Source organism: Thermostichus sp. MS-CIW-36 (assembly GCF_054059035.1).
The window spans coordinates 15,878-34,291 of the sequence record NZ_JBSSBR010000012.1 but is presented as its reverse complement, the minus strand read 5'-3'; the positions used below and the strand labels follow the sequence as shown (position 1 = coordinate 34,291).

At 58.8% G+C, this 18,414-nt stretch carries 20 protein-coding genes; 9 read left to right on the top strand and 11 right to left on the bottom strand.

Annotated elements, in window-relative coordinates; all coding sequences use genetic code 11:
• Positions 1–57: 57 nt before the first annotated feature.
• Together ACVWVQ_RS07245 and ACVWVQ_RS07240 are read right to left on the bottom strand one after the other, a co-directional pair.
• Positions 58–318, bottom strand: coding sequence for a hypothetical protein (locus ACVWVQ_RS07245; RefSeq protein WP_457502395.1), 261 nt, complete (start codon positions 316–318; stop codon positions 58–60).
• Between the two features lie 3 nt (positions 319–321).
• Positions 322–645, bottom strand: a complete 324-nt coding sequence (locus ACVWVQ_RS07240) for a TatA/E family twin arginine-targeting protein translocase (protein WP_414356721.1) — start codon at positions 643–645, stop codon at positions 322–324.
• Positions 646–860: 215 nt separating this feature from the next.
• Here ACVWVQ_RS07240 and secA point away from each other — a divergent pair, with 215 nt between their 5' ends.
• Positions 861–3,719: a preprotein translocase subunit SecA gene (gene secA, locus ACVWVQ_RS07235; RefSeq protein ID WP_457507654.1), complete on the top strand. Its 2,859-nt coding sequence runs from the start codon at positions 861–863 to the stop codon at positions 3,717–3,719.
• 14 nt (positions 3,720–3,733) lie between these two features.
• Here secA and thyD read toward each other — a convergent pair whose 3' ends face one another.
• Together thyD and ACVWVQ_RS07225 are read right to left on the bottom strand one after the other, a co-directional pair.
• On the bottom strand, positions 3,734–4,654 hold the full coding sequence (thyD, locus tag ACVWVQ_RS07230) for a thylakoid membrane protein ThyD (RefSeq protein WP_457507652.1): 921 nt from the start codon (positions 4,652–4,654) through the stop codon (positions 3,734–3,736).
• A gap of 229 nt (positions 4,655–4,883) precedes the next feature.
• On the bottom strand, positions 4,884–6,077 hold the full coding sequence (locus ACVWVQ_RS07225) for an RNA-guided endonuclease InsQ/TnpB family protein (RefSeq protein ID WP_457507650.1): 1,194 nt from the start codon (positions 6,075–6,077) through the stop codon (positions 4,884–4,886).
• 220 nt (positions 6,078–6,297) lie between these two features.
• On the opposite strand from ACVWVQ_RS07225, the gene ACVWVQ_RS07220 reads away from it, so the two are divergent.
• Positions 6,298–6,834 (top strand): slr1601 family putative cell division protein, encoded by a 537-nt coding sequence (locus ACVWVQ_RS07220; RefSeq protein ID WP_414344726.1) that lies wholly within the window; start codon positions 6,298–6,300, stop codon positions 6,832–6,834.
• Between the two features lie 11 nt (positions 6,835–6,845).
• Here ACVWVQ_RS07220 and hemB read toward each other — a convergent pair whose 3' ends face one another.
• A complete protein-coding gene (hemB, locus tag ACVWVQ_RS07215) occupies positions 6,846–7,832 on the bottom strand; it encodes a porphobilinogen synthase (RefSeq protein ID WP_414331419.1) in 987 nt (328 codons plus the stop codon).
• A 25-nt stretch (positions 7,833–7,857) separates the two neighbouring features.
• Positions 7,858–8,853, bottom strand: a complete 996-nt coding sequence (locus ACVWVQ_RS07210; protein ID WP_457507648.1) for an alpha/beta hydrolase — start codon at positions 8,851–8,853, stop codon at positions 7,858–7,860.
• Positions 8,854–9,203: 350 nt separating this feature from the next.
• Here ACVWVQ_RS07210 and ACVWVQ_RS07205 point away from each other — a divergent pair, with 350 nt between their 5' ends.
• A complete protein-coding gene (locus ACVWVQ_RS07205) occupies positions 9,204–9,320 on the top strand; it encodes a photosystem II reaction center protein I (RefSeq protein WP_011434021.1) in 117 nt (38 codons plus the stop codon).
• Positions 9,321–9,636: 316 nt separating this feature from the next.
• Here the strand turns inward: ACVWVQ_RS07205 and ACVWVQ_RS07200 are convergent, their stop codons facing one another.
• Together ACVWVQ_RS07200 and ACVWVQ_RS07195 are read right to left on the bottom strand one after the other, a co-directional pair.
• Positions 9,637–10,077, bottom strand: coding sequence for a hypothetical protein (locus ACVWVQ_RS07200; protein WP_457507646.1), 441 nt, complete (start codon positions 10,075–10,077; stop codon positions 9,637–9,639).
• Positions 10,078–10,257: 180 nt separating this feature from the next.
• Positions 10,258–10,896 carry a biotin transporter BioY gene (locus ACVWVQ_RS07195; protein WP_457507645.1) on the bottom strand — a complete coding sequence of 213 codons (639 nt, stop codon included), beginning with the start codon at positions 10,894–10,896 and terminating at the stop codon, positions 10,258–10,260.
• Positions 10,897–10,958: 62 nt separating this feature from the next.
• Between ACVWVQ_RS07195 and ACVWVQ_RS07190 the strand changes: the two genes are divergently transcribed.
• Positions 10,959–11,768: an inositol monophosphatase family protein gene (locus ACVWVQ_RS07190; RefSeq protein ID WP_457507643.1), complete on the top strand. Its 810-nt coding sequence runs from the start codon at positions 10,959–10,961 to the stop codon at positions 11,766–11,768.
• On the opposite strand, the gene ACVWVQ_RS07185 is transcribed toward ACVWVQ_RS07190, so the two are convergent.
• Positions 11,753–12,340, bottom strand: a complete 588-nt coding sequence (locus ACVWVQ_RS07185) for a thioredoxin family protein (protein ID WP_041437584.1) — start codon at positions 12,338–12,340, stop codon at positions 11,753–11,755. The two genes, ACVWVQ_RS07190 and ACVWVQ_RS07185, sit on opposite strands and share 16 nt — an antisense overlap.
• 207 nt (positions 12,341–12,547) lie before the next feature.
• Between ACVWVQ_RS07185 and ACVWVQ_RS07180 the strand changes: the two genes are divergently transcribed.
• From ACVWVQ_RS07180 to ACVWVQ_RS07170, 3 genes are all read left to right on the top strand, one after another.
• A complete protein-coding gene (locus tag ACVWVQ_RS07180; protein WP_457393310.1) occupies positions 12,548–13,327 on the top strand; it encodes a TatD family hydrolase in 780 nt (259 codons plus the stop codon).
• A gap of 215 nt (positions 13,328–13,542) precedes the next feature.
• Positions 13,543–16,041 carry a sensor histidine kinase gene (locus ACVWVQ_RS07175; protein ID WP_457507641.1) on the top strand — a complete coding sequence of 833 codons (2,499 nt, stop codon included), beginning with the start codon at positions 13,543–13,545 and terminating at the stop codon, positions 16,039–16,041.
• Between the two features lie 4 nt (positions 16,042–16,045).
• Entirely contained in the window at positions 16,046–16,417 is a 372-nt protein-coding gene (locus ACVWVQ_RS07170) for a DUF309 domain-containing protein (RefSeq protein ID WP_414383667.1), read from the top strand.
• 23 nt (positions 16,418–16,440) lie between these two features.
• Here the strand turns inward: ACVWVQ_RS07170 and ACVWVQ_RS07165 are convergent, their stop codons facing one another.
• The gene (locus tag ACVWVQ_RS07165; protein ID WP_011434030.1) at positions 16,441–16,602 is read right to left on the bottom strand and encodes a hypothetical protein; all 162 of its coding nucleotides are present in this window, start codon (positions 16,600–16,602) and stop codon (positions 16,441–16,443) included.
• A gap of 91 nt (positions 16,603–16,693) precedes the next feature.
• Positions 16,694–16,798, bottom strand: a complete 105-nt coding sequence (locus ACVWVQ_RS07160) for a cytochrome b6-f complex subunit PetN (RefSeq protein ID WP_457507639.1) — start codon at positions 16,796–16,798, stop codon at positions 16,694–16,696.
• Positions 16,799–16,954: 156 nt separating this feature from the next.
• On the opposite strand from ACVWVQ_RS07160, the gene ACVWVQ_RS07155 reads away from it, so the two are divergent.
• Together ACVWVQ_RS07155 and ACVWVQ_RS07150 are read left to right on the top strand one after the other, a co-directional pair.
• Positions 16,955–17,200 carry a hypothetical protein gene (locus ACVWVQ_RS07155; RefSeq protein ID WP_049749597.1) on the top strand — a complete coding sequence of 82 codons (246 nt, stop codon included), beginning with the start codon at positions 16,955–16,957 and terminating at the stop codon, positions 17,198–17,200.
• Between the two features lie 168 nt (positions 17,201–17,368).
• Positions 17,369–17,965: an SRPBCC family protein gene (locus tag ACVWVQ_RS07150; protein WP_457507638.1), complete on the top strand. Its 597-nt coding sequence runs from the start codon at positions 17,369–17,371 to the stop codon at positions 17,963–17,965.
• Positions 17,966–18,414 lie beyond the last annotated feature (449 nt).

Here is an 18,414-nt window from a genome sequence, read left to right as displayed (position 1 = left end):
CAAAAAGCCTCAACCTTCTTACCGTAGGGCTGGGTTTTACTGCGGAGCAAGCCGTTTTCAATCTACCCGGTTGATCGCTTCCAACAGCCAGGGATCCACCGGCTGGCCATCCCAACGCTTTAGGTCGATGCGAATCCACATCGCCGCAGAAGAGCCGGCAGGGGGCAGTTCCTGGTGAAACGAGATCTCATAGTCGGACGGGTTCTGACCATGTTGCCGCAGCCAGGTCTCCACCTTGGCAGGAGCGAAGTAGGACTGCCCTTGCTCGAACAAGCGCGTAATTTCCATGCCGAAGCAAAGGGGGTTAAAGCGGGGCATAGACTAAGCAGCGTCTGCGGTTTGAGCGTCGTCGGCTACGGATGGGACGGGATCCGTCTCTGGGGGGGGCGTATCGGCAACTGACTCGGTGACTGCTGTTCGGGAAACCTTGGGAGGGGCGGCAGCCGTTGTCCCGCGGGTGGCTTTTTCCAGCTCTTGGGCCTCTTTGTTCAGTTGCGCCTCGAACTCTTTGGAAGCGTCCTGCAGGCTGCGCAGGGTTTTGGCCAGCGTGCGACCGATCTCCGGCAGTTTGCGGGGCCCGAAAACCAGAAGAGCCACCGCAAAGATAACCAACATTTCCGGCAGTCCAACACCCAAAAAATTCATGAGCTTTGCAGAGTACGGTTTGCTCGGGATCCCTTCCCTAGACTGACATTTTCTCGCCGCGGACTGCAAGTAACTGCCGGCTCTCCTCATCTATCCGATGGCTCTGGTGTTTTGCTCTCAGCTCATCCAGGCCAACCTCTCCCTGGCCGGCCAAGTCAAAATGGTAGAATTGCATCGTTAATCAATCAATGTCCTTCATTGGCCTAGGCTTGCCCATGCTCCAAACCCTACAAAAGCTCCTTGGGGATCCCAACGATCGGAAGATCCGGCAGTACCGTCCTGTCGTCAAGCTGATCAACTCACTGGAGATCGAGATCGCCTCTCTTTCGGATGCGGAGCTCAAGGCCAAGACCACGGAGTTTCGCCAGCGCTTAGACAGAGGAGAATCTCTGGACGATCTCTTGCCGGAGGCATTTGCCGTGGTGCGGGAGGCTGCCAAGCGGGTCTTGAACTTGCGCCATTACGACGTACAGCTCATCGGCGGCATGGTGCTGCACGAAGGCCAGATTGCCGAAATGAAAACCGGTGAAGGGAAAACCCTGGTCGCCACCCTGCCTGCCTACTTGAACGGCCTGACTGGGAAGGGGGTTCACATCGTTACCGTCAACGGCTACTTGGCGCGGCGCGACTCGGAGTGGATGGGGCAGGTGCACCGTTTCTTGGGCCTGACGGTTGGTCTGGTGCAAGAGGGCATGTCGCCCGAAGAAAAGCGCCGCAGCTATAACTGCGACATCACCTATTGCACCAACAGCGAGCTGGGCTTCGACTACCTGCGGGACAACATGGCCACCGACATCAAAGAGGTGATGCAACGGCCCTTTAACTACTGCATCATCGACGAGGTGGACTCGATCCTGATTGATGAAGCCCGTACTCCCCTGATCATCTCCGGCCAAGTGGCTCGTCCTTCCGAAAAATATCTGCGGGCAGCCCAGGTGGCGCGGGAGCTGATCCGGGATGAACACTATGAGGTGGATGAAAAAGCCCGCAACGTCATCCTTACCGACGAGGGGTTTGAAGCCGCCGAGCGGTTGCTGGGAGTCTCTGACCTGTTTGATCCCAAGGATCCCTGGGCGCACTTTGTCTTCAACGCCGTGAAGGCCAAAGAGCTCTTCATCAAGGATGTCCACTACATCGTCCGCAACCAAGAGGTGGTGATCGTCGACGAGTTCACCGGGCGGGTGCTCCCCGGTCGTCGCTGGTCCGATGGGCTGCACCAGGCAGTGGAGGCCAAGGAGGGGGTGCCGATTCAAAGCGAGAGCCAAACCCTGGCCACCATCACCTACCAAAACCTTTTTCTGCTTTATCCCAAGCTCTCTGGCATGACGGGCACGGCCCGCACCGAGGAGGCCGAGTTCGGCAAAACCTACAACCTAGAAGTCACGGTGATCCCCACCAACCGACCCATCCGCCGCAAAGATGCCCCCGACTTGGTGTACAAGACCGAAAGGGGCAAGTGGCAGGCGGTTGCCGAGGAAATTGCCCAGATGCATGAGCGGGGGCGACCGGTACTGGTGGGGACAACCAGCGTGGAGAAATCCGAGCGCCTCTCGGCCATGCTCAAGGAAATGGGGATCCCTCACAACCTCCTCAACGCCAAGCCGGAAAACGTGGAGCGGGAGGCGGAGATCATTGCCCAGGCGGGGCGAAAAGGTGCCGTAACCATTGCTACCAACATGGCCGGGCGAGGCACGGACATCATCCTGGGAGGCAATGCGGAGTACATGGCTCGCCTCAAGCTGCGGGAACGGTTGATGCCCAAGCTGGCCCAATTGGACACCGACAACCCCTTGGGATCCGTTCAGATGCTAGGACGGGGAGGCGGCCAAGGATTTGGTGGGACAACACCCAAGCCGAAAAAATCCTGGACGGTGGTCTCCCCCAATTTTTACCCCTGTGAGCTGTCGGCCCGCACCAGCCAAGCCTTGGACGAAGTGGTGGCGGCAGCGGTGACCAAGTACGGGTTGAACCGTCTGCCGGAGCTGGTGGTGGAAGATCTTATTGCGGTGGCGTCGGAGAAAGCGCCGGTGCAGGATCCGCTGATTTTGCAACTGCGGGAGGTTTACAACAGCATCAAAGCCGAGTACGAAAAAATTACCGAGGCCGAGCACGAAGAGGTGGTGAGGCTGGGGGGCCTGCACGTGATCGGTACGGAGCGCCATGAATCCCGCCGCATCGACAACCAGTTGCGGGGTCGTGCCGGGCGGCAAGGGGATCCCGGCTCTTCGCGGTTTTTCCTCAGCTTGGAAGACAACCTGCTCAAGATTTTCGGTGGCGACCGGGTAGCCAAGCTCATGGACATGTTCCGGGTGGAAGAGGACATGCCCATTGAGCACCCGTTGCTCAGCAGCAGCCTGGAGAACGCGCAGAGAAAAGTGGAAGTGTACTACTTCGACATGCGCAAGCAGGTGTTCGAGTATGACGAGGTGATGAACAACCAGCGGCGGGCCATCTACTCGGAGCGGCGGCGCATCTTGGAGGGGGAGAACCTCAAGACCAAGATCCTCGACTACGTGCGCAAAACCGTCGGCGAGATTGTGCGGGCTCATGTCAACCCGGAGCTGCCCCCGGAAGAGTGGGAAATCGACAAGCTGACTGCCAAGATGCAGGAGTTTGTGCCGCTCTTGAAGCAGAACCTCAAGGTTGAGGATCTGCGGGATCTCTCCTACGAGCAGATCTTGGACTACCTGATCAAGCAGGCAGAGCTGGCCTATGAGGCCAAAGAGGCTTTTCTGGATACCTTTGAGCCCGGTTTGATGCGGAAGGCGGAGCGCTTTTTCCTGTTGCAACAGGTGGACACCCTCTGGCGGGAGCACCTGCAGCAGATGGAGGCGCTGCGGGAAGCTGTGGGCCTGCGAGGCTACGGCCAGAAGGATCCCCTGATCGAGTACAAGAACGAGGGCTACGAGCTGTTCCTGGAGATGATGGACAACATCCGCCGCAACACGGTGTACAACCTATTCATCTTTACGCCCCAGATTGTGCAAGTGCCCCAGGCGGCGCGAACGGTTCCGGCGCAAGCTGTTCCCGGCTCTGCTTCAGGGGTGGTGGAAGCCGATTTCACGGAAGAATAAGCTCCGGCACGAAGTCAAGGCGGGAGGAGGATCTGTCGCAATGCCTCTTTCAGGTGTGGGTACTGGAAGGTAAAGCCCATCTGCAAAGCCGCTTGCGGGATCACCTTTTGCCCCGTCAGCACCACTTGAGCTGCCTCGCCCAACAGCAGTTCTAGGGCCAGCTCCGGCACGGGCAGCCAAGAGGGGCGACCCAGAACCTGACCTAGCGTCCGGCAAAACTCTTCCATCTGCACCGGGTTGGGAGCGGTGGCGTTGAACACTCCGGATCCCTGCCCCAGCAGGAAGCAGACCAAGCTCACCCAATCCTCGCGGTGGATCCAAGACAGCCATTGTTTGCCGGAGCCGATCGTTCCGCCGATAAAAAATTGGAAGGGAGCCAACATCTGCCCCAGCGCTCCTCCATCCGGCCCCAACACAATCCCCGTGCGCACGATGGCCAAACGGATCCCCAATTCCTCAACCGGCCGGGCGGCAGCTTCCCAAGCTTGACAGACTTCTGCCAGAAAATCTTGGGCCGGGGGATCCGTCTCCGTCAGGGGATCCCCTTCTGGATGGGATCCGTAGTAACCCACCGCCGAGCTGCTGATCATCACCTGGGGCTTTTGGTTGAGGGAGGCGAGGGCTTGGACAAGGGCCTGGGTGGTTTCCACACGGCTACGACGGATTTCTTTTTTCTTGGTCTCTGTCCAGCGAGAAGAAGCCAAAGGCTCTCCGGCCAAGTTGACAATCCCCTCGTACCCTTCCAGGGCGGCTGCCCAGGCTTGCGGTTGGTAGGGATCGTAGGGCAGCAGCTTGAGGTTGGGGGATTCCCCCAAAATGCGGCGGGCCTGCTCCAGGCGGCGGGTCAAGACCAAAACCTGATCCCCTTGCTCCAGCAGACGGGCCACCAAGCGACGCCCGATAAAACCACTTCCACCCGTGATGACAATGCGCATGATGTGGATCCGACTTGCATCTGCACAAGCCCTGTGCCGCCCTTGTCCTTTGAACGGTGCAGAGCCTTTCCGCTATTCGAACCTCTAGCCTAGCGCGTTTCCTGCCCCGCGTTGGCCATTGCCTGGGATCCCGCCATCCGTTTGCTGAGCTTGGCGAAGTGGCAGAGCCCAAGAAAGCCCAAGAATAAAAATGTTTTGCGGCAAAGCGTAAACTACCCGACTCCGACCGCTAAGCGGTACGGAGCGGGCTTTCAGCAGCCCTGAGCCTGCTTTGCTCTACCAGAGAACAAAACAGGCCCGAACCTCTAGGCTGGTTTACGACAGCCCCCAAAAGCGCAATCACATTCGCACCATTAAAGTCCGCATCCCCTTCCCATCCACAGTGTCCACACTTGAACGACTTACCACTGCGGTAGGATTGCGCAGGGTCGGGATGGATGTGCAGGCACTTGTGGCAGGTCTGGCTGGTGTAGGCGGGCGGCACCAGCACCACAGTCACCCCCGCAACTCTCGCCTTGTATCCCAGAAACTGCCTCAGTTGGTAGAACGCCCAACTGTTGGCCCGCCTACGCTCTGTCTTGCTGCGTGGCTGTTGATTGACCCTTTCCCGGATCCCCGTCAGGTCTTCCAGGGCAATAGCGCTGTTTGTGGTCTTTGCCCTAGAGACAATAGCTTTGGAGATGCGATGATTGACCCACGCCTGAAAGCGTCTCTCCTTGCCAGACAGCCGTTGCAACAGTTCTCTGCATCTGCGCCGCGAACTGCGTGTGCCCTTACTGGCTTTGCGTTGGAGTGCCGCCCTCAATCGGGAGTAGTGGTCTCGAACTCGGCTCAACTGCTGTCCATTCCAGTTGTCCCCTTCTGACGTATGGGCAATATCTGTCCTTCCAAAGTCCACCCCGATCACCTTGTCGGTATCTTGTTGCTTGGGTGGTTTTTTCTCTACGCAAATCTGGATGTAGTAGGAGCCATCCTTCCGCTGGACTAGGGTGGCCGATTTGGGGTTAGAGCCAGCCAGCATTCCCCTCTGGTAGTTGCCAATGGCTAGCTCAAAGCGTTCTCTCCCTTCAACCGTGGTCAGCGACACCGTCCAGTCTTTCTCGCGAAATGAGAAGATACGTGCATCGTAGGTAACGAACCTACGCTTGAACTCTTTAACTGGACGGTTGCGCTGTCTCGCCACTTTGCGAGCGCCTGCCACCCGTCTGCACACCTGTTGAGCCAAGTTACTGGACAAGCCGAACCGAGCTCGAATCTCGTAGTAGCAAAGGGATTGCAGTTTGACCGCGTTGACGATCTTCTCCGGCGTGTTCTGGTTGACCCAGTTCAAGGCTTGGCCAAAAGCCTCCAAAGTCGCGTCCAATTTGGCGGCTTGCGACGGGGACACCTTGAGCTTACAGGAGACGGTCAGGACTTGGCTCATAAGTTCATTGTACTTCATCAAAGCGCATTCCTCCCGACACTGACCCTACGGGTACAGTGCGGGGCTCCTGCGCTAGTAAGCTGACACACCTGGAAAAATCGGCTTCAATAGGCCCTAGCTGCGCTTCTTGGCAGCAGAGGTGGTTCATCGTCCCCCTATTTTCTTCCCTTCACCCGTGACACCCAAGTCTTCTTCCCGTACCCCGGCTCGCCACGTGTCTATGCGTGCAGAGCAGGTTGCTGGGCCGCGGCTGGACATCTCTGTTGCTCCACGAGTGCATCGCTCCCAAGGGCAGGGATCCCTGGTTCGGGCAGGGTTTCCCTCCTCTCTCCCAATTTCCGGTCGGCGGACGATCCCTGTCCAGCGCTCCCGCCGGCGCGGACGGCAAGAACCTGGCCACGAGCCTCAAGTCTGGGAGATGGCCTGTCACATCGGGGTGAATGTCTTGTTTACGGCGGCTGCCCTCAGTGGTTTGTATCGCCTCTTGCCGGTGCAGTTGGCTCAGCACCACCGGCTCCAGGTTCTGGAGCGGCATATCGAGGTCTTGTCCACTCGGATTTCTCGGCTGCAGGAGGGGGTGGATCGAGGTATGGATCCCTTGCAGCAGGAGGCCCTGATCAAGGAACGGCTGAATCGGGTGCCACGCAATCAAATTCAGGTGCGTTTGGTGGATCCCAGTACCTGGGTGGCGGACGACGAGAAGAACACCCACCCTTCCTGGATCGGGCAGTCCACCCAGTCGCCTGCCAGGCCGTAGGCTGCCTCTGCCTAGGCTTGTTTGAGAAGCAGGGCCACCTCTTTGGCAAAGTAGGTGAGGATGATATCGGCGCCAGCCCGCTTCATGGCCAGCAGGGATTCCATCATCACTTTTTTGCCGTCGATCCAGCCCTTTTGTTCGGCGGCTTTGATCATGGCGTACTCGCCGCTGACGTTGTAAGCGGCCACGGGCAGATCCGTTGATTCCTTGACTCGGTAGATGATGTCCAGGTAGGCCAGGGCCGGCTTCACCATCACCATGTCCGCCCCCTCGGCTTCGTCCAGCTCCACCTCTTTGATGGCTTCCCGAGCATTGGCGGGATCCATTTGATAGCTTTTCTTGTCTCCCGATTTGGGCGCGGATCCCAGGGCATCGCGGAAGGGGCCGTAGAAGGCAGAGGCATATTTGGCAGAATAGGCCAGGATCGCCACATCGGTGTAGCCTTGGTCGTCCAGGGCCTCCCGAATGGCACCGACACGACCGTCCATCATGTCCGAGGGGGCCACAATATCCGTTCCCGCCTCTGCTTGGGAGAGGGCTTGCTTGACCAAAACTTCCACCGTCTCGTCGTTGAGGATCACCCCATCCCGCACAATGCCGTCGTGGCCGTCGCTGTTGTAAGGATCCAAGGCCACATCGGTTACCACCAAGATCTCGGGAATTTCCTGTTTAATCCGCCGCACCGACCGCTGGATCAAGCCTTCCGGGTTGAAGCACTCCCGCCCGGTGGGATCCTTTTTCTCTTCCGGCACCACCGGGAACAGGGCCACCGCCGGGATCCCCAGTTGAGCGGCTTCTTCCACCTCCTTTAGCAGCAGGTCTAGGGTGTAGCGGTAGCAGCCGGGCATCGACTCCACTTCCTGCCGCTGGTTCTCCCCCTCCATGACAAACAGGGGATAGATCAGATCCTGCACCCGCAGGTGGGTTTCCTGCACCATCTGGCGGAAGGCCTCTGTGCGCCGCAGCCGACGGGGACGGTAGATCAGGTCTTGGCTCATGGGAGCAGCAGGAAAGAGGGCGTTTCTATTTTGCCATGAGGTCGGTAGGGGCTGAGTTGGTCGTCCGGCGAGAGGCGACATCCGGGGCAGAGGGAAAATGCCGAGCCAGCCAGCGGCGAAGGGTCTCTTTTACCGCTTCCGCTTGGCAGTCGTGCAAAAGATCGTGGCGGGACTGGGGAAAATCGTGGATTTCTCCCTGGGGCAGCCGACGGGCAAAATCCACAGCTCCCGCAGGATTGACGACGATATCGGCGGAGGTGTAAAGCAGCAAAACCGGCAGGCAGAGCCGATGGGCTTGGTCGAGGCAGCGCTGCCCGCTGCGCGCCAGTTCGGCTGTGAATCTGGCCCGCGTTACACCACACATGTAGGGATCCGCCGCAAAGGCGGCTTGCTGCTCGGGTAGGGAAGTCACCCGCGCCGGCTCGTAGAGGCCAGTTAAGGCCAGCTGGGGAGCAACCCTGTCCAAAACTTGCAAAAGGGCGTGGGTCAAAGGGGTGAAATAGTGGTCGATGCGAAAAGCGGGAGAGATGAGGATCAGGCCCTGCACCTGGCCGGGATGGGCGAGGGCATATTCCGTAACCCAGTTGGCCCCCGCGCTATACCCACACCAGATCTGCGGGATCCCTTTCTGCGGCCAAATCTGCTGCGTGATCCTCTCCAGATCCGCTTGATATTGGCTGAAACGGTCGATCCAGCAGCGGATCCCGCCGGAGCGACCAAATCCCCGCATGTCAGGCGCCAAAACCTCCCACCCTTGAGCAGCCAACTCGCCGGCCAAAGGGCAAAACCCGCCGCCGTGATCCCCTTTGCCGTGCAAAAGCAACACCCGTCCGCAAGGGGATCCCTGGGGCCAGTGGTGCAGAAAAGCCGGGATCCCATCGGAAAGCGGCAACTCCTGAGGCCGATAGATCCCCGACGCAGTTTGCGGCTGAGTTTCCGACCGCCCATCCAGAGCCTCTAAGTCACCTAACCGATCAAAAGGCATGGGCAAATCCAACACACGTCCGGCAAGACCCGGCAAAGCCACAAATCCTATCTTCCTATGTCCCAGTCGCCCGCGAGCGCTGCCGCCGCTGAGGAGTTGCAATCTTTGTTTCCAGCCCAGCATATTTCTTAACAATCTCTGCTCTTGCCGGGGATCCCCGACATGCCGGGCTTTGCAGCCTTTTCTGAGGATGGGATGAAAGGATCTCTCGGGGGGAGACTGGGGCCATTTGCGGGAAAAAGGCCCTCTGAGAGGTATGATGTTGTGAAGAAGTTTTGCGGGGTCTCAGGTTTGACGGGATCCCCTCTCTGGGGTGGTTCACCCTTGTTTTACGATTGCCTTATCGCTTCATCAGTTCACTCAGTCGGAAACGGGTTGCTGAAACTATGCTGTTACTGAAAATCTCTGTTTACGCGGTTGTCATCTTTTTTGTGGGGCTTTTTGTGTTTGGTTTTTTGAGCAACGACCCCTCCCGCAACCCCAACCGTCGAGACCTGGAGTAGGGGATCCCGCCTTGGGCAGCTTGCGAACTCCAGTGATAACTGGCTCATCGCTTGAGGGAGCATGCCTCTGGCCCTATTTTTGTGGAACTCTGCCGGTCGCACCGGCGGCGCGGAACGCTAGCCCTGGGGAAATTGACGCCTGTGGAGATCCCTCCGGCGGTGCGGCGACGCAAGCTGCTGCTGGTTAGGGGTTGTGGAAGCAGGAAGAAAGCCGCAGCGGTGAGCAAGATTCAGTCCTTGTTCGGACTTCGGCCCGCTGGTGGGCATTCCCCTCTAGAGTGAGTGGCCTCACCCCAAAACCGGCAACTCTGCTTGCCTACTGGAAGGCGGTAATCAGCAATGTCTGGGATCCGGAGCGATTCTGTTGGTCAAACGCGGTAATCCGGAACTGCCAAACGCCGATGGGATCCCCGAGGGCAACGCGGAAATCGGTACTGAAGCTACAAAAGGTGGCCCCAGGGTCACAGCCGGCCTGCTGTGGGCTGAAGAATTCCCTTTGCACGCGCACGCCACTGGGGTTGAAAGTTTCCAGCTCGAGGAACTGCGTTGGACGAGCACCACCCGGCACACTCACCTGCACCGTGAAGGCCGGCGTGGAGGTGCCCACCCGCACCGAGGTGGGCGCATTGATAAACGAAACCGTTGGGCCTTGGGGTGGGGGCAGGATCGAGCCCCCTGAGCTGCCGCCATCTCCACAGGCAGCCAGGCCAGTGGCCAAAAGGCCAGTGGCCAAAAGGGTGAGAGCAGTCCGTTGCATCCCGCAGTTCCTCACGCAAACCCATCCATCCTGGCAAGACTTGACCAGAATCTGTACCACCGCTTGAGCGGCACAGCTCTAAGTTACTTTTCTAAGTTACTTTCTGCCTCTGCAGCTTGAGAAAAGATGCGCCCCGACCCAAATCTGCATGGGCCTTTGCGCACAGTTGGTTCCTCCGCTTCAGAGCAGCAGCAAGCGCCGCAACAGCAACGCTATCACCGCAACAAAGCTGGCCACGATGATCTGTCCCGGCAGAGTATAGCCGGAGTAAAGCCCTATCAACCTCAGCAACTCCTCGTTCCAGGGTTGCGTGGCCAAAAGGTAGAGAATCCCGGTCAGGTGAACCAAGGCCAAAGCCACCAAGCTGCCGGATCCCAACTCTTGGAGGCCCACCGGGGAGTCAGGGATCCCTCCTGCCAACCGCTTCCCATCGACAGCACGTTGGCGGGCCAGAGGAGAAGGATAGGGATCCCGTTGCGGAAAAGCAATTGTCCCGCAGGCCCAGGCTCCTGGCAGAAACCCCAGCAAGTAGCCAAAGGCAGGCTGGTATAGGTACTGCCACCCTCCCCCTTGGGCAAACACCTGTAGCCCTGCCAGCCCCAACCCTAGGTAGACGATCTGGGCGCACACCGCCGCCACCGGCCCCGCCAAACAAGCCGTCAGCAACACGCCCCCAATTTGCAGCGAAAAGCTGTATCCCCCCAACCCAGGCAGCCCGGGCGGAAAACTCAAATGGGTTAGGGTGCCCAAAATGGTCAGGAGGACCCCAATCGCCGTCCAAAGCCATTCCAGAGGAGTTAAGAGCAGGCCAGACCGCATAACCGGGGGGAAACCCTTACTCTATGCTAAGAGGGGAGACGCGCAAATAGGGTGGGCAAAAGGTGGTCAAGGCAGAGTGGATTGAACTGGCCCAGGCCCTGGCCGATGCTGCCGGAGCAGTGATTCGCCCCCTGTTTCGCGGAGAACTGCAAGCCGAATACAAAGAGGCCCGCTCCCCAATTGTGACGGTGGCCGACCGGGAGGCAGAGCGAGCTATGCGGGCTTTGCTGATGGCCCAAGTGCCAGAACACAACATCCTTGGCGAAGAGTTTGGTTTTCACCAGACGGGATCCCTCTATACTTGGGTTCTGGATCCCTTGGATGGCACCATCGCCTTTTCCACCGGCAAGCCCACCTTTGCTACTCTGATTGCCCTCTTGGAAGAAGACCGCCCCATTTTGGGCATCATCGATCAGCCGGTGTTGCGGGAACGCTGGCTGGGGGTGCGGGGACAACCTACCCAATGGATGACCCCCTCTCACCGACAGGCTGCTCAAACCAAGGCCAATACCGACCTCAGCCGCGCCTACTTGAGCTGTACCACCCCTGATTTGTTCACCCAACCCGACCAACAACGGTGCTTCCAGGGGCTCAGCCAAGCAGTTCACATTACCTCCTATGGGGGCGATGGCTACCAGTACGGCCTGCTGGCCAGCGGCTGTGTGGATCTGGTGATGGAGTGTGGCCTTGCCCTCTACGATTTTGCTGCCCTTGTGCCGGTGATTGAGGGATCCGGTGGCGTGATTACCGATTGGCGAGGGGATCCCTTAACCCGCACCTCCACGGGAGAAGTGTTGGCGGCAGCCAACCCCAGCTTGCATCGACAGGCCCTGGCCGCGATTCAAAAAAGCAGGATCTACCCAGCGAAATAAGCAGGCTCATTGCCAGGTTTCCACTTGATGTTGCAGCCCAGGCTGGGCTTTTGGTCGGGATCGATGGGCTTGCCGGCCAGAAGGTTATCCAGCGCAGCCCGCAAATCTTTGCCCGTCACCGGCACATCGGTCAGGCTGGGACGGCTGTCGTCCAGTTGACCCCGATAGACCAACTTGCGATCCGCGTCGAACAAGAAAAAGTCGGGGGTGCAGGCAGCGGTGAAGGCTTTGGCCACCTCTTGGGTTTCGTCGTAGCAGAAGGGGAAGGTAAAGCCCAAGGTCTCGGCCATCTTCTTCAAGTTCTCTGGGCTGTCATCCGGGTATTTCTCCACATCGTTGGCGCTGATGGCTACAATGCCGACGCCGCGATCCTTGTAATCTCTGCCAAGGCGGGCCAGCTCCTCTTGCACGTGCTTCACATAGGGACAGTGCTGGCAGATGAACATCACCAGCAGGGCCGGCTTGTCGGCAAAGGTGGAGAGGGAGATGGTTTGGCCGCTCACCACATCCGGCAGGCTGAAGTCAGGGGCTGGGGTGCCCAAAGGCAGCATGGTTGAGGGGGTACGGGCCATAACAAACCTCCGGCGTAAGGTTTCCTCAATCATTGTGGATCATCCTGCTCCCACAGGAGCCGTCGCAAGGGGATCTCGCCGGCAAACGGGAGCGCCGGAAGGGATCCCAAGCAGGCCGGGGACAGCTTTTACAATTGGATAAGGTTGGCAACACGATTGTTGGGGAGCTGAGCCTTGAGCACCGCCGTCTTACCTGCTGCTCCTTTGGTGGATACTCACGTCCACCTCAATTACCCCGATTTTGCCGCGGATCTGCCCCAGGTGGCCGAGCGCTGGCGTCAGACGGGGATCCGGCGTTTGGTGCATTCTTGTGTAACACCAGCAGAATTCCCCCAGTTGCAGGCCATTGCCGACCAGTATCCGGAAGTATTTTTGTCGGTGGGGCTGCACCCTTTGGAGGCGGGCCAGTGGCAGCCCGATTTGGCCGAAAAGATTGCCCACCTGGCCGCCAGCGACGAGCGAGTGGTGGCTATCGGGGAGACGGGCCTGGATTTCTACAAGTCCAACCCGGCGGATATCGAGCGGCAAAAAGAATCCTTCTGGGCCCAGATTGCCATTGCCCAAGCGCAGGATCTGGCGTTGATCGTCCATTGCCGCGAGGCGGCAGCAGCCACCTACGCCATCCTCAAGGAGGCCATGGCCACGGGGGGGCCAGTGCGGGCGGTGATGCATTGCTGGAGCGGATCCCCGGAGGAGACGCGGCTGTTTGTCGAGCTGGGCTGCTTCATTAGCTTCAGCGGCATTGTCACTTTCAAAAATGCCGAGACTGTCCGCCGGTCGGCCTTGGAGGTGCCCCTATCCCAGCTTTTGGTGGAAACCGATTGCCCTTTTCTGGCTCCCACCCCCTTCCGCGGCAAACGCAATGAGCCGGCCTATGTGCAGCGGGTGGCCCAAACCTTGGCGGAGCTGTTGGGAATCCCGCCGGAAAAACTGGCAGAAGAAACCAGCCAAAATGCCGCTCGCCTGTTTCAGCTGCCTCTCCTCTAGCTCTGCTTTCCGATGGCGCGGGTGGACCGTAGGCCATTCCCGGCTCCAGATCTCAGGCGATTCCAACCCGGGAAACCCTGAGTTACCATTTTTAACTTTTTCTTTAACTTTTCTTTTGAACTCCGACTGCTCTTCTCAAAGGCATCCTATGCTGGAAAAAAGGGATGTATTTTTAGGTACTTTCCGCTAATTCCAGGGGCTAGGGGCTTGTAACTATGGATACTGAAACGTGGGCTGCCGCAGCTCGACCCAGCCGAGATGCCCTCATCAACCGCATCACCCACCAGATTCGGCAATCCCTGGAGCTGGAGGAAATCCTCAAGGCAACAGCGGAAGAGATACGGTCTTTTCTGGAAACGGATCGGGTGAAGGTTTACCGCTTTGATCCCGAAGGTCACGGAACGGTGGTGGCGGAAGCACGAGGCGGGGAGCGGCTGCCCTCGCTCTTGGGGCTGACTTTTCCGGCAGGGGACATTCCCGAGGAGGCGCGGCGGTTGTTTCGCCTAGCTCAGGTGCGGGTGATTGTGGATGTGGAGGCGCAGAGCCGTTCCATCAGCCAGCCGGAGTCTTGGGGGTTGTCTGCTAGGGTTCCTCTGGGCGAGCCGCTGCAGCGGCCCGTGGATCCCTGCCATGTCCACTATTTGAAATCCATGGGGGTGGCCTCTTCCTTGGTGGTTCCCCTGATGCATCACCAGGAGCTATGGGGGCTGTTGGTCTCCCATCATGCTGAGCCTCGTCCCTACTCCCAAGAAGAGCTGCAGGTGGTGCAGTTGCTGGCGGATCAAGTTTCCATTGCCATTGCTCAGGCGGAATTGCTGGAGCAGGCGCGGCAGAAGGCGCAGCAGGAACGCCTAATCAACCAAATTGCTGCTCTAGTTTACTCGCCCCTACACCCGGAGACGACCTTGACTACGGTGCTGGAGCAGCTTGCTGCCGGTTTGCAGGGGATCGGGGCGCGGCTGCGGATCCACTTTATGGGCGCAGACACCCTCTGTTGTCATGGTGTGCAACCCCCGGCCAGCTACGACACCTGGCTACAGGAGCAGCTCGGAAGGGCCGGAGGAGCGGGGGGCTGGGTGAAGATGTGGTCGCTCTCCCACTTGGAGAAATGGCCGGAGCTGCAAGAGCAGATGAAGCAGACACCCATTCGTGGCCTGCTGGTGGCCCAGCTTGTCTGGAATGACCAGCCGGTGGGCTGGCTGAGCGTGTTTCGCGCGGCCATCTGCCAAGAAACCCACTGGGCGGGCTACCGTTGGTTTGCTCAGGGGGATCCCAGACAAGAACTGCCTTTGATCTCTTTTGCTGCCTGGCGGGAGCTGAAAATTGACGAGCCTAAGGCTTGGTCAGCTGCAGAGCAAGAGCTGATGAGTCGGGTCGGGGTACATTTGGCCCTGTCCATTACGCAAAATCAGCTCTACCGGCAGTTGCAAACCCTCAACGCCCGTCTGGAGCAGGAGGTGCAGGAGCGGACGGCGGCCCTGCAGCGATCTCTGGCTATGGATGCCCTCTTGCAGCGGGTCACCGACCAGGTGCGCAGCAGTTTGGAGGAAGCCCAGATCCTGCGGGCAGTGGTGCAAGAATTGGCTCTGGGGCTGTCCATCCAAGGGTGCGATCTCTGTCTCTACGATTGGGCAGCCGGCCAAGCCACGGTGCGCTACGAATACACCTCTGCCCTACCGCCCGTCGGCGGGATTACCCTGACTTTGGCCGACTACCCCGATCTTTACCGGCACCTGCAAGGGGGTCAAGCGGTGCAATTCTGCCACTTGCCTGGGCAGGGCTGGATCCCCCGTCGGGAAGGGCTGACCCTGCTGGTGTGCCCGCTGCGGGATGACCAAGGGGTGCTGGGGGATCTCTGGCTGGCGAAGCCGGCAGCCGAGTGCTTTGATGAACTGGAGGTGCAGGTGGTGCAGCAGGTGGCGGATCACTGCGCCATTGCCATCCGCCAGGCCCGCCTCTACCAGGCTTCTGTGCAGCAAATTGGTGAGCTGGAGCGCCTCAACCGCCTCAAAGATGATTTTTTGAGCACCGTCTCCCACGAGCTGCGCACCCCCATCACCAACATGAGGATGGCCATCCAACTGCTGAAAACCGCCCGCGCCCCCCAAAAACGAGAGCAATATCTCAAGATCTTGGAGCAGGAGTGTGAGCGGGAGGCGGAATTGGTGAACGACCTGCTGGATCTGCAGCGGTTGGAGCAGGGATCCAAAACGCTCCATCTGGAAGAAGTGCCGCTGGCAACCTGGCTGCCCAGCGTGCTGGAGCCGTTTCTACAGCGGGCCCAGGCCAACCAGCAACGGTTGCAGTGGCAGATTGCGCCAAATGTGGGCAAGGTGCTCACCGATCGGGGCGGCCTGGAGCGGGTGGTGCAGGAGCTGGTCAACAACGCCTGCAAGTATACTCCCCCAAGGTGCAACATCTGGGTAACAGCGCAGCGCTCTGGCCCGCAGCAGGTGGAAATTCGGGTGATCAACGAGGGAGTAGAAATTCCCCACAGCGAGTGGGAGCGCATCTTCGAGAAGTTTTACCGCATTCCCAGCGGGGATCCCTGGAAGCGGGGCGGCACCGGCCTGGGCCTGGCTTTGGTCAAGCAGTGGATGCAGCGGCTGGGGGGCAGTATCTCGGTGGAGAGTTCTCAAGGCAAAACCTGCTTTACCCTGGTGCTGCCGCAGGGATCCCTGCCTGTGCAGACATCCCCCCTGGCCTGTGCCTAGCGACATGAGCGACGCCCCCTCAGAAGCGCTGCGTCTGGCCGCCGAGCAGTTTAACCGGGGGGAATTTTACGCCTGCCACGACACCCTAGAGGCCCTGTGGATGGAGGCAGTGGATCCAGAGCGGCGCTTCTACCAGGGGCTTTTGCAAACCGCCGTGGCCTACTATCACCTGCAGAACGACAATCGCCGTGGCTGCATGATCCTGCTGGGGGAAGCTAACCGCAAGCTGGCGGACTTTCTGCCCACCTACGCTGGATGGGATGTGCAAGCTCTGTGGCAGGCTAACCAGGGCATCCTGCGGCATCTTTCTCAACTGCAACCCCAGGATCCCCTGCCTTACCTGGCCATCCCCACCCTGAGTTGGGTTGAAGACTGACCTGAGCAGGCCCAACAGCGGCGCTAGCGCTTGGAGCGACGGGCTTTGCGCTCAACTTCGTTGCGTCGCCGCCGATCCCGCCAGTCGATGAAGGTAATGTAGCCAACGCCCAGGGTTACGGCTGTCAACAGCAAAAAGATGCTTCCGTAGGCGATGCGGGCGACCAAGGGAAGATCGGTTTCCATGGTGTGAGCGGGGGTAACCCCGTCAATATCGGCGGCAGGAACAACAAGATGAATGCAAGATGGATGTGAGGCTCAATCCAGGCATGACAAATTACATGCCGTTGCGCCCCCAGACCACCAGGGCAATGGAAAGAACGAAGAAGGTGGGGACGGCAATCCAGCCAAGGGTGATGATGTCCATGGTGATGATGTCCATAGGTCTAGCCCAGCTAAAGAGGGGTTATCTCGAGGTGATCCCATTTTACGAGAGGAGATCCCTTGTCAACGGACATCTACGAACACCTGTTTTCAGTTCAAGCTGGCTACAGTGGAGTTAAATCTGAAACATCTGAGCCAAACGAGGTGGGATCCGATGGTACTGGACACATTGCCGCTGGTTGCCGCTGTAGCCATCGCCATTTTTATGCTGGTTTTTTGGGTGCGGGTGGTTCGAGAGGCCATCTGGACAACGGTGGGGATTGTAATCATCTTGGCCGTGTTGTACGTGGTCTTTAGAATTGGCCCGCGGCAGGTGCTGCAGGAGTTGCGGGATCCCTTTGCCCTTCTAGAACAGGTTTGGCAGGTGATCGTCGGTTGGTTCCAGGCCCTTCTCCCCTAGGGTCTCGCTATCTGCTACACAGCCCTTTGATACAAACAGCCCTTTGATACAATAGGTAACTCACAAGGCCAGCCTGTTGGAGCCGGTGGACAACGGTCTGGTCAAAAGACAGTTTCCTCTCCTGTTTCTGCGCTGCTCCACAGCGCCTACGCGACTGAAGCTCTCGCCATGCCTTCTGACCTTGAATGGGATCCCCAAGACCTGACCCCAGAAGAGGGGATCCCTATTCCTGCTTGCGTCAGCGGGACGGAGTCCTCAGGTATCCAGTCAGATATTCAGATTGAGGTGGTGGATTTGGGGGAACGCTGCCGAAAATTGCAAGGCAGTGTGTGGATCCCGGCAGAGCGGCAGCAGGTTTGGCAGGTTTTGACCGACTACGACCATCTGGCGGAGTTTATTCCCAACTTGGTGGAAAGTCGCGTCATTGGCCGTGAGAATGGCCGCACACTGGTACGTCAAGTGGGATCCCAAAAGGTTTTATTTGCCCAATTTTCTGCTGCGGTGGTGCTGGCTATCGAGGAGATCTTTCCTCAGCAGCTTCGCTTCCAAAAAACACAAGGGGATTTTCTTATCTTCGAGGGGTTTTGGGATCTGGCCGATTGGTCGGCCCATCAAACCTTGCTCACCTACCACCTGCAGGTCAAGCCTCCCCGCAGAATGCCTGTCGGTCTGGTGGAGCGCCGCATTTGCCAAGATTTGGCCCTGAACTTACAAGCCATTCGGGAGCGCTGCCTGAGTTTGTCGGATCATTCCAAGCCCGTCTAGGGTGCGCCCAAGCGGCTTTGTGCTATGCTGCCCGCAGTGGCAGGGTAGTTAACTGCTCTCGCCTACGGCGGCACGGAGCGCTATAAAAACCCAACAGTCTCACGACTGGATGCAGCTTCAATAGGTTTTGTAGTGGTTGTTCGCAGCGGTACCTAAGGGCATAAGGACTCCGTCCCGCTGGCGCGAGAGGGAACCGCCCTGCAAGGGGTAACGCCTGGGGAGATGAGCACCGCTGTCGTGGAGGGGCAACCCAACACGGTAAGTGCTGTCGCAGAACCAGGAACCAGAATCCCCTGCCTAAAGGCAGGGGGCATGCCAACGCAGGATCCCTGCTTGCTCGTCAGAGGGTTCGGGGATCCCGCCCATCTCCACGTTGTCCCCTGCCGGAGAAAAGTTAATCGATTGTTAATCTTTTTGTCCTGATCTCTCAACATCGCCCGGAGCGATGC